Below are 14,602 nucleotides of genomic sequence, written 5' to 3' on the forward strand. Positions count from 1 at the left end.
CTGATTGCGGGCGTGCTGCTGCTGGGCCTGGGCTGGCTCTGGTAACAGGCGGCGGAAGCAGCCGATGGCGACCCCGACAGGATTCGAACCTGTGACCATTCGCTTAGAAGGCGAATGCTCTATCCAGCTGAGCTACGGGGCCGCACCGGCGCTTCGATAGCGGGGCTTGTGCCCGCGCGCAATCATGCGCGCCATTGCATTTGCGCGGCGGCCCGATATGCAAGTGGCCATGACGGATATGGGGGTTCGGAAAATCGATGCGCAGGCGCTCGCAGAGCGGCCGATGCGCTATTTCGATTTCTTCATCGCCGCCTTCGTCGCCATATTGCTGCTGTCCAACCTGATCGGCGCGGCGAAGCTGTCGACGCTGTTCGGCTTCACCTTTGGCGCCGGCATCCTTTTCTTCCCGCTGGGCTATGTGCTGGGCGACGTGCTGACGGAGGTCTACGGCTATGCCCGCGCGCGCCGCTGCGTCTGGGCGGGGTTCGGCGCGATGCTGTTCATGGCGCTGATGAGTTGGGTGGTGGTGAAACTGCCCCCGGCGCAGGGCTGGCCCGACCAGAAAGCCTATGAGGCGGTGTTCGGCAGCACATGGCGCATCGTCTTCGCGTCGCTCACCGCCTTCTGGGCGGGCGAGTTCGCCAACAGCTTCGTGCTGGCGAAGATGAAGCTGCTGACGGAGGGCAAGCATCTCTGGATGCGGACCATCGGTTCCACCATCGTCGGGCAGGGGGTGGACAGCCTGCTGTTCTACCCGCTCGCCTTCTACGGTGAGTGGACCAATGCCCAGGTGCTGACCGTGATGGTCACCAACTGGCTGCTGAAGGTCAGCTGGGAAGCGGTGCTGACGCCGGTCACCTATCTGATGGTCAACAGCCTGAAACGCGCCGAAGGGCTCGACATCTATGACGAGGGCACGGACTTCACCCCGTTCCGCACGCGGCTTTAGGGGAAGAACGTCAGCCGGGATACCGCGCCCGCACGAAATACAACCCGTCCGGCGGAGCATTGAGCCCCAGCGCCGCGCGATCCTTTGCGTCGCGCGCGGCGCGCATGTCCTCCACGGTCCAGCGCCCCATGCCCACCAGCGCGAGGCAGCCGACCATCGAGCGAACCTGATGATGTAGGAAGGAGCGCGCCTCCGCATGGATGGCGATGCGGTCGCCGTCACGTTCCACGTCAAGCCGGTCGAGCGACTTGAGCGGGCTCTCCGCCTGGCAATGCGCCGATCGAAAGGTGGTGAAGTCATGCCGTCCCACCAGCAACTGCGCAGCCTCCTGCATCGCGGCGGCATCCAGCGGCTGGATGACGCGCCAGACGAGCCCGCTTTCGAAGGTCAGCGGCGCGCGCCGGTTGGCGATGCGATAGACATAGGAGCGGCCGGTGCAGGAAAAGCGCGCATGCCAGTCACCAGGCACGATCTCGCAGCCCATTATGGCGACGGGCTGGGGCCGCAGCCGCGCATTCATCGCTTCCATCAGGCGGAAGGGCGTGATCGGCTTTTCAATGTCCGCATGGGCGTGCATGGCGAGGCCGTGGACGCCCGCATCGGTGCGGCCAGCCGCGTGGATCACCGCCTGTTCGCCGGTGATGGCGTGGATCGCGTCTTCCAGCGCCTGCTGCACGCTCGGCCCATGCGCCTGCCTCTGCCAGCCCATGAAGGGGCGGCCGTCAAATTCGACGGTGAAGGCGAAGCGGGTCATGCGGTCACTTCCGTTCGCTTCGAGCGTGTCGAGAAGCGCTCCCCGGCCTCGCTCGAAACGGACGGTGAACGGCTTCAACCATCGACGCGGGTGCCTGCGGGCATGTCGTAGCCGCGAAGCAGTTCGCCCGGCGGCATGGCCCCCTTGCCCGCGCGCTGGATAAGGGCGGGGCGGATCGAACCATGGCCGCAGCCGATGAGCAGGCTGTTGTCCAGCAGTTCGCCGCTCGGGCCGCCATGCTCCTCGACATGGGCGGCCAGGATGCGGAAGCGTTCGCCGCGATATTCGAAGAAGGCGCCGGGAAAGGGATTGAAGGCGCGGATTTGCCGTTCGACCTGATGCGCATCGCGGGTGAAGTCGATCCGCGCCTCGCTCTTTTCGATCTTGGCGGCGTAGGTGACGCCGTCCTCTGGCTGGGGCACAGGCGGGTGAGCAGGCAGGTCGTCCAGCACCTCCACCATCAATTCCGCTCCGGCCTGCGCCAGTTCCCCGGTCAGCGCGCCTGCCGTCTTGTCCTCGATCGGGGTCACATGCTTGGCGCGCATGGGCCCGGTGTCGAGTCCCGCTTCCATGTCCATGATGGTGACGCCGGTGACATTATCGCCCCACAGGATCGCGCGCTGGATCGGCGCGGCGCCGCGCCAGCGGGGGAGCAGCGAGGCATGAATGTTGAGGCAGCCGAAGCGGGGCGCCTCCAATATGGCTTGCGGCAGGATCAGGCCGTAGGCGGCGACCACCGCCACGTCTGCGTTCAGCGCGGCGAAGGCGGCCTGCACCTCCGCATCCTTGAGCGAAACCGGCGTGCGCACCTCTATGCCCATTTCCTCGGCCTGGCTTTGCACGGGTGAGGGGCGCAGCGCCTTGCCGCGCCCTGCCGGACGGGGCGGCTGGCTGTAGACCGCCGCGACCTCATGCCCGGCTTTGGCCAGCGCGACGAGCGCGGGGACGGCGAAATCGGGGGTTCCCATGTAGATGATGCGCATGGCGGCCTCTCAACTCTTTTGACCCCGGACTTGCAAGCCCCTATCTCGGTTCCATGGCTTCTCCCGAGATCGATGCGTTGACGCAGGCGCTGTCCCGTCTGCCCGGCCTTGGCCCGCGTTCGGCGCGGCGCGCCGTCCTGCACCTGCTCAAGAAGCGGGAAAGCGCGCTGGAACCGCTGCTGCGCGCACTTGATGCGGTGAACGACCGGCTCGTCACCTGTCATATATGCGGAAATGTCGACACGGTCGACCCTTGCGGCATCTGCGCCGATCCGCGCCGCGACGCGCGGGCGCTGTGCGTGGTGGAGGATGTGGCCGACCTGTGGGCACTCGACAAGTCGCGCCTCTTCCCCGGCCGCTTCCATGTGCTGGGCGGGCGATTGTCGGCGCTAGAAGGGGTGCGGCCTGAGGATCTTTCCATCGACACGCTGATCGCGCGGGTCGAGGCGGGCGGCATCGATGAAGTGGTGCTGGCGATGAACGCCACGCTGGAGGGGCAGACCACGGCGCATTATCTGGCCGAGCGGCTGGAGCGCTTCCCGGTGCGCCTGACGCAGCTTGCGCATGGCGTCCCAGTAGGCGGCGAACTCGACTATCTGGACGAAGGCACGCTGGCGCAGGCGTTGCGCGCGCGCCGTCCGGTCGCTTGAAAAAGCCCGGCATTAGGGCTATTTTAGCATCATGGCCATTCTTCCGATCCTTGAGGCGCCTGATCCGCGCCTGCGTACCATTTCGTCTCCGGTGGAGACGATCGATGACGATCTGCAACGCCTGATCGACGATATGTTCGAAACGATGTACGATGCGCCGGGCATCGGCCTTGCGGCGATCCAGGTGGGCGTGCCCAAGCGCGTGCTGGTGATCGACTTGCAGGAACCCGAATCGGATGAAGAGGGCGCGCCAGCGGTCAAGAAGCCGATGGTGTTCATCAATCCTGAGATATTGGAAGGATCGGCGGAACTGTCGGTCTATAATGAAGGTTGCTTGTCGGTGCCGGACCAATATGCCGAGGTGGAACGCCCCGCGACGATCCGGGCAAGCTGGATGGACCGCGACGGCCGCATCCATGAGGAGCAGCTGGAAGGGCTGCTCGCCACCTGCCTCCAGCATGAGATGGACCATTTGCAGGGCGTGCTGTTCATCGACCATCTCTCACGCCTCAAGCGCGACATGCTGATGAAGAAGCTGGTGAAGGCGCGCAAGGCGGCCTGAACGCTGAATCGAAGTGTCAAGGAAGGCGCTCCGGCTGAAAAGCTGGGGCGTCTTTGCTTATGAGCTATGAGCCGTGCGCTCTGCTCACGATTATTGGCCGCGCTTAAAATCCTCCCCATGCGCCATGGGGAGGATTCGAGTAGCTGCAAACCTTCCTTTTGCGTTCCTTTGGCTCAGCCGGAGGCCATTCCGGCTCAGCCCACCCCGTCCGTGTCCAGCGCATATCCGGCAGACCGGACCGTGCGGATGATGTCGCGATATTTCCCGTCCGCGTTGATCGCCTTGCGCAGGCGGCGGATATGCACGTCAACGGTGCGCAGTTCGATATCGCTATCCTGTCCCCAGACGCTGTCGAGCAGCCGCTCGCGCGAAAACACCCAGCCCGGATGCTCCAGGAAATGCTTGAGCAGCCGGAATTCGGTGGGGCCGAGCGGGATCACCTGGCCGCCACGGCGGACCTTGTGGCCGACCGTGTCCATTTCGACATCGGCGAAGGTCAGCGTCTCACCCGCCAGCGCAGGGCGGACGCGGCGCAGCACCGCGCCGACGCGGGCGACCAGTTCGCGGGGGGAAAAGGGCTTGGTCACATAATCGTCCGCGCCCGTTTCCAGCCCGCGCACGCGATCTTCTTCTTCCCCGCGCGCCGTCAGCATGATGATGGGCACATTGGCCGTGCCGTTCATGCGGCGCAGGCGGCGGCAGACCTCGATCCCCGACAGGCTTTCGACCATCCAGTCGAGCAGAACGATGTCAGGCACATTTTCCTGCGCCAGGATCAGCGCTTCCTCACCATCGACGGTGTGGGCGACTTCGAAATCTTCACGCTTGAAATGCCAGATGAGAAGTTCTGCGAGCGCCGCGTCATCTTCGACCAGAAGCATCTTGGCTCTCGCCATATTCAGTCCTCCAGGGGCTGGGTGCCGCCGCGCTCGCGCTCCGGCAGGGTCTGGCCGGTCGCGGCATAATAGACCATCTCGGCGACGTTGGTGGCATGGTCGCCGATCCGCTCGATATTCTTGGCGATGAACAGCAGATGCGCGCATTCGCTGATCGTCTTGGGATTTTCGACCATGAAGGTGACGAGCGTGCGGAACACGCTGTTGTAGAAATCGTCGACCACCGTATCGCGCTTGCATACCGCCACGGCCAGGTCCGCATCGCGCGCGGCGAAGGCGTTCAGCGCGTCATGCACCATCTCGCCCGCGACCTGGCCCATCGAAGGAAGAAGCGCGATCGGCTCCTGCGTGCGCTGGTTGGACGCGACCAGCGGCACGCGCTTGGCGATATTCTTGGCATAGTCGCCGATGCGTTCGACCACGCCGACGATCTTCAGCGCCGCGATCACGTCGCGCAGGTCGTTGGCCATGGGCGCGCGCAGGGCGATGATCTCGATCGCCAGTTTCTCGACCTCCGCCTCGATCGCGTCGATGCGCTTGTCGCCGGTCACGACTTCCGCCGCCAGCGCCTTGTCATGGCGTTGCAGCGCCAGCATCGCGTTTTCGATCGCCGATTCCGCGCGCCCGCCCATTTCGGCGATCAGGCCGCGCAGCTTGTCCATTTCCTCGTCAAAGGCCTTGATCGTATGTTCTGCCATGTCTCGTCTCTCCGCTGGCATCGTTTCTTGCAGGCCGATGCCGGGTGTTTCGTTCGCCGGCTCAGCCGTAGCGGCCGGTGATATAATCCTTGGTCCGCTCCTGCCGCGGATTGGTGAAGATGTCAGACGTCACGCCATATTCGACCAGTTCGCCCAGGTGGAAGAAAGCGGTGCGCTGCGACACGCGCGCGGCCTGCTGCATATTGTGGGTGACGATGACGATGGCATAGCGGCCGCGCAGTTCGTGGATCAACTCCTCGATCTTGGCCGTGGCGATCGGGTCGAGGGCCGAGCAGGGCTCGTCCATCAATATGACTTCGGGTTCGACGGCAATGGCGCGGCCGATGCACAGGCGCTGCTGCTGACCACCCGACAGGGCGGTGCCGCTGTCGTTCAGGCGGTCCTTCACTTCCTCCCACAGGCCAGCGCGGCGCAGCGACTTTTCGACGATGACGTCAAGGTCCGCCTTGCTGCTGGCAAGGCCGTGGATGCGCGGCCCGTAGGCGATATTTTCGTAGATCGACTTGGGGAAGGGGTTGGGTTTCTGGAACACCATGCCGACCCGCGCGCGCAGCTGCACCACGTCCATGCTGGGGGCATAGATATCCTCGCCGTCCAGCGTGATCGTGCCTTCGACCCGCGCGCTCGCCACCGTGTCGTTCATGCGGTTGAGCGTGCGCAGGAAGGTCGACTTGCCGCAGCCCGACGGGCCGATGAAGGCCGTGACATTGTCCATGTCGACGTCGATGGAGACGCCCTTGATCGCCTGCTTTTCGCCGTAAAAGACCTTCACGTCGCGCGCGGTCATCTTGGTTTCGGTGGCTGGCACCAGGGTTTGCGGTTCGTGCATCATCGTTACCACCGTTTTTCAAACTTGTTGCGCAGGTAGATGGCGAGGCCGTTCATCGCGAGCAGGAAGATCAGCAGGACGATGATGGCGGCGGATGTCTTTTCGACAAAGCCCTTGGAGACTTCGTCCGACCAGAGGAAGATCTGCACCGGCAGCACCGTTGCGGGATCGGTAATCCCGCCCGGCGGCGTGGCGATGAAGGCGCGCATGCCGATCATCAGCAGCGGCGCGGTTTCGCCCAGGGCGCGGGCCATGCCGATGATCGTGCCGGTGAGGATGCCGGGCAAAGCGAGCGGCAGGACATGGTGGAACACCACCTGCACGGGGCTGGCCCCGATGCCGAGGGCGGCGTCGCGGATGCTGGGCGGCACCGACTTGATGGCGTTGCGGCCCGCTATGACGATGACCGGCATGGTCATCAGCGCCAGCGTCATGCCCCCGACGAGCGCCGCCGAGCGCGGCAGGTGCAGGAAGTTGAGGAAGATCGACAGGCCCAGCAGGCCGAAGATGATGGAGGGGACGGCCGCCAGATTGTTGATCGACACTTCGATGATGTCGGTCAGCCAGTTCTTGCGCGCATATTCCTCCAGATAGACGGCGGTCGCAACGCCGATGGGGAAGCTCAGCACCAGCGTCACCAGCATCGTCAGCAACGATCCCTTGAACGCGCCCCAGATGCCGACCTGCGTCGGATCGGTGCCGTCGCTGCCCGTCAGGAAGCCGGTGTTGAAGCCGGTCGACAGAAGGCCAGCTTTTTTCAGGCGATCGACGGCCGCTTCGGCTTCGGGCGCGCCATCGCTCTTGGCGGCAAGGTCGATCGCGGTGGAGGCGGGCAGGCGCAGCGTTTCCGTCCGCCCAAGGATTTCGGGATCAGCCTTGATCGCGTCGCGCAGAACGGTCCAGGCGGTGGGGGACACCCATTCTTCGGCATCGGGGCCGAGCGCCTTCTTCACGACTTCGCCCGTCACCATCGGCAGGTTGGCGTTGGCGAGCGCCTGATCAGTGATCGCGGCGGGGTCCAGCAGGATGGGGGAGGCCGGGAAGTCGGTCTTCACCGCGATCTCCGTGCGCGTGAAGCCGTTGAGGCCGTTGCCCAGCATGCTGAACAGCAGGAAGGCGAGGAAAGCGGCGGACAGCAGCACCGCGAGCAGGCCCGCGGCCTTGAACCGGCGCTCAGACGCATAGCGCCGCGCGATCCGCCTGCGCATGGCGTCCGACTTCCAGTCGGTGGGGAGGCGTTTTGCGGTCATAGCGCTTTCCCGTTCGGACCCAGGATGAACGGCGTAGGTAAGGACAGGCTCATTCGTAGGCCTCGCGATATTTCTTCACGACCCGCAGGGCCACGATGTTGAGCAGCAGCGTCACCACGAACAGGACGAGGCCCAGGGCGAATGCCGCCAGCGTCTTGGCGCTGTCGAATTCCTGGTCGCCGGTCAAAAGCTGCACGATCTGCGTCGTCACCGTCGTCACGCTGGCGAACGGGTTCAGGGTGAGGTTGGCGGCAAGGCCAGCAGCCATCACCACGATCATCGTTTCGCCGATCGCGCGGCTCACCGCCAGCAGCACGCCGCCGACCACGCCCGGCAGGGCAGCGGGGATCAGCACCTTGCGGATCGTCTCGCTGGTGGTCGCGCCCATGGCCAGGCTGCCGTCGCGCATCGATTGCGGCACGGCGGCGATGCTGTCGTCGGCCATGGAGGAAACGAACGGGATGATCATCACGCCCATGACCAGACCGGCCGCCAGCGCGCTTTCCGACGATGCGCCATGAATGCCGATCGCAACGGCGAAGTCGCGCAGCGCGGGCGCGATGGTGAGCGCGGCGAAATAGCCGTAGACCACCGTCGGAACGCCCGCCAGCACCTCAAGCATCGGCTTCATCCACCTGCGGACGGCGGGACGGGCATATTGGGTCAGATAGACGGCGCTCATCAGCCCCAGGGGGATGGCGACGACCATGGCGATGATCGCGCCGATGAAGATGGTGCCCCAGAAAAGCGGCACCGCCCCGAACGCATCGTCATTGCCATAGCCGAGCGCCGCCGATTGGGGGCTCCATTTCGTGCCGAACAGGAAATCGACGGGGCTCACCATCGAAAAGAAGCGGAAGCTTTCCCACAATAGCGACACCACGATCCCCAGCGTCGTGACGATCGCCAGCAGAGAGGCGATCAGCAACGCCGCCATCACCAGCCGCTCCACCCGCGTGCGCGCCCGGAAATCGGGGCGAACGCGGGTAAAGGCGTAAGCGCCCCCAGCAAAGGCGAGGACGATCGCCAGCGCCGCCCCGGCATAGCCGAACTTGTCGCTCGCCTGCCGGTAGGGTTCGACAAGGCCCTGCGAAAGCGGGTTGAACGCGCCCGCCTGACGCCCGGTCGCAATCGCGCGGGCTTCGGCCAGCACTGCGGAGCGCGAAAAGGCGTCGGCGGGCAGGTCCTGCGCCGCCGGGCTTTGCAGCACATCCTGCGTCACGAGGCCCGGCGCGACATTCGACCAGACGGCAAGGAAGATGGCCGCCGGAATGAGCGTCCACAGCGCGACATACCAGCCATGATAGCCCGGAAGGCTGTGCACCGCGTCGCGCCGTCCCGACGCCCGCGCCGTGGATTGCAGCCGCAGCGCGCGGGCGCGGGCGCTGACCCAGGCGATCGCGCCTAGGCCGGCCAGCAGCAGGAGGATTGCAGGACCTGTCATCGTCTTCGCTTATTTCAGCTTCGAACCGTCAAGCACGGCCAGCGATTTGACCGCTTCGGCGTTCGCCTTGCGGACATCCTCAGGCGCGGCGACCATGCCGCGCTTGGTCAGGGCGCCGTTCGGGGCCCAGTTCGCGACGAAGGTGTTGAGATAGGCCTGAAGGCCGGGGATGGCCGTCATGTGCGCTTTCTTGACGTAAAGATAGAGCGGACGCGCGCCGGGATATTGGCCGGTGGAAACGGTTTCGTAGGTCGCTTCGATGCCGTTGACCGGCACGTCCTTCAACGTGTCCTTATTTTCTTCAAGGAAGCTGAAGCCGAACACGCCGACCGCCTGCGGGTTCGCGCCCAGCTTCTGCACGATCAGATTGTCGTTTTCGCCCGAGTCGACATATTTGCCGTCTTCGCGGACGCGGGTGCACGTCGCCTTGAACTCGTCCTCATCCTTGTCCTTGAGCGCCTTCATCGCCGGATCGCTCTCGCAGCCCTTGGTCAGGATCAGTTCGGCGAGCGAGTCGCGGGTGCCGCTGGTCGATGGCGGGCCGAAGACGCTGATCGGGGTGGCGGGCAGGCTGGGGTCCACATCCTTCCAGTTCTGGGTCTTGTTCGGTCCCTTGCCATAGGGATTGGCGGCCAGCGCCTCATAGACGATCTTGGGCGTCAGCTTGAGGCCGGGACCCTTTTTGGATTCGGCGAAGGCCAGGCCGTCCACACCAATCTGGACTTCGATGATGTCCTTGACGCCATTCTTCTGGCAATCGTCGAATTCCGACTTCTTCATGCGGCGCGACGCGTTGGCGATGTCGGGGTGCTGCGCGCCCACGCCAGCGCAGAACAGCTTCATGCCCCCGCCAGTGCCGGTCGATTCGATGATCGGCGACTTCATGCCCGGATTGCCCTGCACGAACAGTTCAGCCGCCGCCGTGGCGAAGGGATAGACGGTCGATGAACCAACGGCGCGAATCTGGTCGCGCGTGCCGCCGGCGCCGCCGCCCGCACCCTGGTCGCCGCAGCCGGTGAGAGTGAATGCAGCCGCAGCCGTCGCGGCGAACAAGGCGAAATGCTTCACGGGAAATCTCCATCATTATGGCCGCGATCGCAGTCGCCGCCCCCCTCATGGGAACGCGCCTTAACCGCGCTACGTCGCGCCTTTGTGACAATCCAATTGCATTTTTATGACATCGCCTCCTGCACGTCATTTCAGTCGCTTGATTTCAGCCGTGCCGCCACGCGGCCTTGTCGCCTTCGGTGCTGCGCGGCAGCAGGATGGAAACGGTGGTGCCCTTCCCCAGCACGCTGCTGATATCCAGCCTTCCCCGGTGGCGTTCGACGATATGCTTCACGATGGCAAGGCCAAGGCCGGTGCCCCCCATGGCCCTGCTGCGCCCCGAATCGACGCGGTAGAATCGTTCGGTCAGGCGGGGCAGGTGATCGGGGCCGATGCCTTCCCCCTCGTCGGCCACGCAGATGCGCGACATGCCGCTTGGACCTTCGCCCAGGCTCACGCGAATCGGCGTGCCGGGGCGGCCATATTTCACCGAATTGCCGATAAGGTTGTGGAGCAGTTGCGATAACTGTGCCCGGTCGCCCTGCACGGCGGGTAGGCCCGGCGTGATGTCCATTTCCACGTCGCGGCCCCGCTCGTCATGGCTGGCGCGGAAGACGCTCACCGTTTCGGCCACCAGTTCGGACAGGTCGACTTCGCTGACCGGGGCGCGATATTTCTCCGCCTCGATCCGCGACAGCGACAGAAGATCCTCGATCAACCGCTGCATCCGCCGCGCTTCGCCTTCCATGATCTTCAGGAAGCGCTGGCGCGTTTCGGTGTCGCGGCCAAGATCGGGATCGGCGAGCGTCTCGATAAAGCCCAATATGCCCGCCAGCGGCGTGCGCAGTTCGTGGCTGGCGTTGGCGACGAAATCCACCCGCATCCGCTCCGCCGCATAAGCGCCGCTATGGTCGGCAAGGTGGACCAGCCGCCGCACCTGCGCGGGATCGCCCAGCGGCGCGATCCGCATCTGCCAGCGCTGCTCGCGCGTGCCCAGGCCCACCAGTTCGACCATCGCGGGCTCCGCCATCGGGGCCTGATTCGCCAGCCGTTCCGCCGCCGCCGGATGGCGGATGGCGATGCGCGCATCCTCCCCCTCGATATGAGTCCCCAGCAGGCGCTGCGCTGCACGGTTCGCCCGCAGGATGCGGCCTTTCTCGATCAGCAGCAGCGGGTCGGAAATGCCCTCCAGCAGGCTTGTGAAGTCGGGATGGGCGGCAAGGTCGGGCATGGGCGGCTCGGCAGGGGCGGCGGGTGCCTCCGTTCCGGGCTCCGCGCCCTGAGAGGTGATCAGCAGCACCGCCACGCCTGCCAGCACCGGCAAGGCGACCGCCAGCGGCGCCGCGCCCAGCATCAAGGCGCTGCCCGTGGCCAGCAGCAGCACGGCAAGAGAGGCGATGATCTGGGAGATGGTCAGTCGATTCATGGTTACCAAGCTGGATTTTCGGCGCACTTGCTGCGATGGCTGGCCAATAGCGAGCAATCTTTACGCTTTGGCAAGCGCGATAGCGGATCATTATGGTATGAGCGAGCAACTGCCCGGACAGGCCGCAAAGGCGGATGAAGAGGAAGCAACCGGCCTTGCCGTGTCCTCCCGCCGCCAGTTGCTGATGGGCGGCGCGGTGGCGGCTTCGGCCATCGTTTCCATCCGTCCGGCCCTCGCCAACACGGCCGCCTCGGTCCTCAACTGCACCATCAACGTCCCGGATCAGGGGCGGGCGGGCAATTATATCGCCCCCAGCGGGCAGGTGGTGCCCGCTGGCACGCCGGGCGCTTTCCCCGGCACGGGGCGCAGCTTCACCGGGGAACAGGTAAAACAGGCCCTGCGCGGACGGCCGCTGCCGGGCACGAGCTATGAGCAGAATCAGGCCTATCTGAACTATATCCGCCGCCTTCAGTCCGGGACGAGCGGCTTTACCTGTTTTGCTTCCTTGCAAATGCCGCGTTAGGCACCTGATTACTCCTCTGCTGTAAAGCGGTGGCGAAGGACCACCGGCAGGAAGCAGGGTTGTGACCAGATTAAGCCGCTATTGCCGATTGGAACGCGATGCGATCGCGGCTTGCGCGCTGGACGGCATGACGCTGCTCTACCATCGCGCGTCGGGCCAGACCCATATGGTGATCAGCCCCGTGCCGGAGATATTGGACGCTCTGGACGAAACGCGTCCCGCTTCCCCTGCGGACATCCACCGCCACATGAGCCAGCGCTACGAATTGGGCGATGCCGCCGAAGCGGTCGCCCTCATCGGCGCGCATCTGGCGGAACTGGCCGGGCTGGGGCTGGTGCGCGGCCTGTGAAGCATCATATCACCATCGGGATCGGACCGGCGGTCTTCCGGGTCGGGTCGGCCTGGCGCGATCCGATCGACCGGCTTGCCAGCCTCTATGCCGCCTATCCCGTTCTGCCCGGCGCGATAGCGGATTTCAGCGTGCGGCTGGAGCCTGTAAGCCCGTTGCGCCGCTGGCTGCGTCCCTCGATCTTCATCACCGGCGATCATGGCCTTGCCGAAGCCGCGCCGATGAGCCTGGCGCATGGTCTGCTCGCGGCGGAAATGGGCATGAACCTGCAAATGGCGCTGGGCTGGCGGCGGCACCTTCTGCTCCACGCCTCCAGCGTCGAGAAGGACGGGCGCGTGCTGGTGATGACGGGCGAGTCCGGTTCGGGCAAGTCCACCCTGGCCGCGCAGCTTGGCGAGCGGGGCTGGCGGCTGATGGGCGACGAATTCGCGCTGCTGGACCTAGAAAGCGGGTGGATATTTCCCTTCCCCCGGCTCGTGTCGCTCAAAAATAGCGCGATCGGCGTGCTGGCGGCGGACGTGCCGGAACAGCGGATGGGGCCCTTGCTGGCTGGCACTGCGAAGGGGGACATCCGCCATCTCGTGCCGCGCTCCACCGCGATCGATCGCATGGAGGCGGGCGGGCAACCGGCCTTGCTGCTGTTCCCCCGCTTTGGCGGAGACGCCGACATCCGGCCGGTGGGACAGGCGGAGGTCTTCATGCGCCTCACCCAGGCATCGACCAACTATGTCGCGCTGGGGGAAGCGGGATTTCGCGCGCTGACCCGCTTCGTCCAGAATGTTCCCGCCCACGCGATCGACTTTCCATCGGGCGAACAGGCGATCGCCATGGTCGAGCAATTATGGGCGGAGCGGGCATGAGCGCCGCGCTGCTGGTGCAGGCCTTGCGGCAACCGGCCTCCGTCGCGGCGCTGGACGGGGCGGGGTGGAACGCCCTTATCGCGGCGGCACGGGCGGAAAGGCTGATCGGCACGCTGGCGCTGCGCATTGGCGATGGCCCCGTGCCGGAGCCGGTGCGCCGGATCTGGGCCGACGCGCGCAGGGAGGCGGAACGCGAAACCCGGCAGGCGCTGTGGGAAGCGGACCGGGCAGCGGCGGCGCTTGCGGATTGGGACGGCCCGGTGGTCCTCCTCAAGGGCACGGCCTATGCCGCCGCCGGACTGACGGCGGGGGAGGGGCGCTTCATCGGCGACCTCGACATATTGGTCCCGCGCGGGGCCATGGCGGATGTGGAGCAGCGCCTCATCGCGGCGGGCTGGGAATGGGTCAAGCAGGACCCTTATGACGACGCCTATTACCGCCAATGGATGCACGAACTGCCGCCGCTGATCCACCGCGATCGCGACCGCATGATCGATGTGCATCACACCATATTGCCGTTGACCGCGCGGCAGAAGCCTGATGCGGACGCGATGCTGGCCGCCGCCGTTCCCATTACCGGAAAGTTATATATTCTCTCGCCGGAGGACCGGGTCTGCCACGCCGCCGCCCACATGCTTGCCGATGGCGACCTTGCGGGCGGGCTGCGCAATCTCTGGGACATTCACTGCCTGCTGGCCGATGCCGACCTGCGCAAGCTGGATGCGCGCGCGCGGCGGCACGGCATCGCGCCGCATGTGCGGCAGGCGCAGCGGCTGGCGGATGCGCTGTATGGCACGGGCAAGGCGCGGCTGACCCTCTGGGACCGCATCGTCCTGCGCCGCCTGCTCGCGCGCGACGGCTGGGGAGGGGAAAGCCGGAAGCTGCTGCGCTCGGCCTTCTATATCCGGTCCCACTGGCTGCGGATGCCGCCGCTGATGCTGGCGCGGCACCTGCTCACCAAATGGCGCAAGGGGCATCGTCCCGGATAGGCCGCTGGCCCGCGCCTGTCCGGGAAGGAACCGGACGCTCCGGTCAGTTGCCCTTGTTCCTTTCAGGATGATCGCGCACGGGCTCAGGCTGCTTCACGCCTATATCCTTCCCGCTTTTCACGCCGGAGTCCGCGCCGGTCTTGACGCCGCTATCCTTTGTGCCGCCGCCACCTCCGCCGCCAGCCGACTGCGCGATCGCTTCGGACGTGAGCGAGGTGGACACCAGGATCGTCATCGCAGGAGGAACCGACGCAGCGAACCTGCCGCAGGTCTTGAGGAAGCTGCGTCTGTCTTCGGCGGCGGAAATCGGCTTGTCTTCCATGGTCATCACCTCCTTGCGAAGCGCACAGAGTAGATCACCTCATCACTTCT

At 65.4% G+C, this 14,602-nt stretch carries 17 protein-coding genes and 1 tRNA gene; 7 read left to right on the top strand and 11 right to left on the bottom strand.

The window, feature by feature from the left end; genetic code table 11:
* Window positions 1-65: 65 nt before the first annotated feature.
* Window positions 66-142: transfer RNA gene (locus L288_RS28605), tRNA-Arg, on the bottom strand.
* 87 nt (window positions 143-229) lie between these two features.
* Between L288_RS28605 and L288_RS28610 the strand changes: the two genes are divergently transcribed.
* Window positions 230-949, top strand: a complete 720-nt coding sequence (locus L288_RS28610; RefSeq protein ID WP_031304117.1) for a queuosine precursor transporter — start codon at window positions 230-232, stop codon at window positions 947-949.
* 10 nt (window positions 950-959) lie between these two features.
* Here the strand turns inward: L288_RS28610 and truA are convergent, their stop codons facing one another.
* Window positions 960-1,703, bottom strand: coding sequence for a tRNA pseudouridine(38-40) synthase TruA (truA, locus tag L288_RS28615; protein WP_031304118.1), 744 nt, complete (start codon window positions 1,701-1,703; stop codon window positions 960-962).
* 74 nt (window positions 1,704-1,777) lie between these two features.
* Window positions 1,778-2,686 carry a methionyl-tRNA formyltransferase gene (fmt, locus tag L288_RS28620; RefSeq protein WP_021237608.1) on the bottom strand — a complete coding sequence of 303 codons (909 nt, stop codon included), beginning with the start codon at window positions 2,684-2,686 and terminating at the stop codon, window positions 1,778-1,780.
* Between the two features lie 53 nt (window positions 2,687-2,739).
* Between fmt and recR the strand changes: the two genes are divergently transcribed.
* Window positions 2,740-3,336 carry a recombination mediator RecR gene (recR, locus tag L288_RS28625; RefSeq protein WP_021237609.1) on the top strand — a complete coding sequence of 199 codons (597 nt, stop codon included), beginning with the start codon at window positions 2,740-2,742 and terminating at the stop codon, window positions 3,334-3,336.
* Window positions 3,337-3,367: 31 nt separating this feature from the next.
* Window positions 3,368-3,898, top strand: a complete 531-nt coding sequence (gene def / locus L288_RS28630) for a peptide deformylase (RefSeq protein ID WP_021237610.1) — start codon at window positions 3,368-3,370, stop codon at window positions 3,896-3,898.
* A 194-nt stretch (window positions 3,899-4,092) separates the two neighbouring features.
* Here def and phoB read toward each other — a convergent pair whose 3' ends face one another.
* From phoB to L288_RS28665, 7 genes are all read right to left on the bottom strand, one after another.
* The gene (gene phoB, locus L288_RS28635) at window positions 4,093-4,794 is read right to left on the bottom strand and encodes a phosphate regulon transcriptional regulator PhoB (protein WP_021237611.1); all 702 of its coding nucleotides are present in this window, start codon (window positions 4,792-4,794) and stop codon (window positions 4,093-4,095) included.
* Window positions 4,795-4,796: 2 nt separating this feature from the next.
* Window positions 4,797-5,492: a phosphate signaling complex protein PhoU gene (gene phoU / locus L288_RS28640; RefSeq protein WP_021237612.1), complete on the bottom strand. Its 696-nt coding sequence runs from the start codon at window positions 5,490-5,492 to the stop codon at window positions 4,797-4,799.
* A gap of 61 nt (window positions 5,493-5,553) precedes the next feature.
* A complete protein-coding gene (pstB, locus tag L288_RS28645; protein ID WP_051209621.1) occupies window positions 5,554-6,342 on the bottom strand; it encodes a phosphate ABC transporter ATP-binding protein PstB in 789 nt (262 codons plus the stop codon).
* A 5-nt stretch (window positions 6,343-6,347) separates the two neighbouring features.
* The gene (gene pstA, locus L288_RS28650) at window positions 6,348-7,592 is read right to left on the bottom strand and encodes a phosphate ABC transporter permease PstA (protein ID WP_021237614.1); all 1,245 of its coding nucleotides are present in this window, start codon (window positions 7,590-7,592) and stop codon (window positions 6,348-6,350) included.
* Window positions 7,593-7,641: 49 nt separating this feature from the next.
* Window positions 7,642-9,036, bottom strand: a complete 1,395-nt coding sequence (pstC, locus tag L288_RS28655) for a phosphate ABC transporter permease subunit PstC (protein ID WP_021237615.1) — start codon at window positions 9,034-9,036, stop codon at window positions 7,642-7,644.
* 9 nt (window positions 9,037-9,045) lie between these two features.
* A complete protein-coding gene (locus L288_RS28660; RefSeq protein ID WP_021237616.1) occupies window positions 9,046-10,104 on the bottom strand; it encodes a substrate-binding domain-containing protein in 1,059 nt (352 codons plus the stop codon).
* A 145-nt stretch (window positions 10,105-10,249) separates the two neighbouring features.
* Window positions 10,250-11,509, bottom strand: a complete 1,260-nt coding sequence (locus tag L288_RS28665; RefSeq protein WP_021237617.1) for an ATP-binding protein — start codon at window positions 11,507-11,509, stop codon at window positions 10,250-10,252.
* Between the two features lie 97 nt (window positions 11,510-11,606).
* Between L288_RS28665 and L288_RS28670 the strand changes: the two genes are divergently transcribed.
* The 4 genes from L288_RS28670 to L288_RS28685 all read left to right on the top strand — a co-directional run bounded on the left by L288_RS28670 (window position 11,607) and on the right by L288_RS28685 (window position 14,230).
* The gene (locus tag L288_RS28670; protein WP_031304120.1) at window positions 11,607-12,032 is read left to right on the top strand and encodes a hypothetical protein; all 426 of its coding nucleotides are present in this window, start codon (window positions 11,607-11,609) and stop codon (window positions 12,030-12,032) included.
* A gap of 61 nt (window positions 12,033-12,093) precedes the next feature.
* Complete coding sequence (locus L288_RS28675; protein WP_051209619.1) at window positions 12,094-12,381, top strand: HPr-rel-A system PqqD family peptide chaperone; 288 nt, start codon at window positions 12,094-12,096, stop codon at window positions 12,379-12,381.
* Window positions 12,378-13,241, top strand: a complete 864-nt coding sequence (locus L288_RS28680; RefSeq protein ID WP_021237620.1) for an HprK-related kinase A — start codon at window positions 12,378-12,380, stop codon at window positions 13,239-13,241. The genes L288_RS28675 and L288_RS28680 overlap by 4 nt, the downstream gene beginning before the upstream one ends.
* Window positions 13,238-14,230: a nucleotidyltransferase domain-containing protein gene (locus tag L288_RS28685; protein ID WP_031304121.1), complete on the top strand. Its 993-nt coding sequence runs from the start codon at window positions 13,238-13,240 to the stop codon at window positions 14,228-14,230. Before L288_RS28680 ends, L288_RS28685 begins: the two co-directional genes overlap by 4 nt.
* Window positions 14,231-14,273: 43 nt before the next feature.
* Here L288_RS28685 and L288_RS43615 read toward each other — a convergent pair whose 3' ends face one another.
* Window positions 14,274-14,552, bottom strand: coding sequence for a hypothetical protein (locus L288_RS43615; protein WP_169533909.1), 279 nt, complete (start codon window positions 14,550-14,552; stop codon window positions 14,274-14,276).
* Window positions 14,553-14,602 lie beyond the last annotated feature (50 nt).

This window comes from Sphingobium quisquiliarum P25 (assembly GCF_000445065.1).
GTDB lineage: Bacteria > Pseudomonadota > Alphaproteobacteria > Sphingomonadales > Sphingomonadaceae > Sphingobium > Sphingobium quisquiliarum.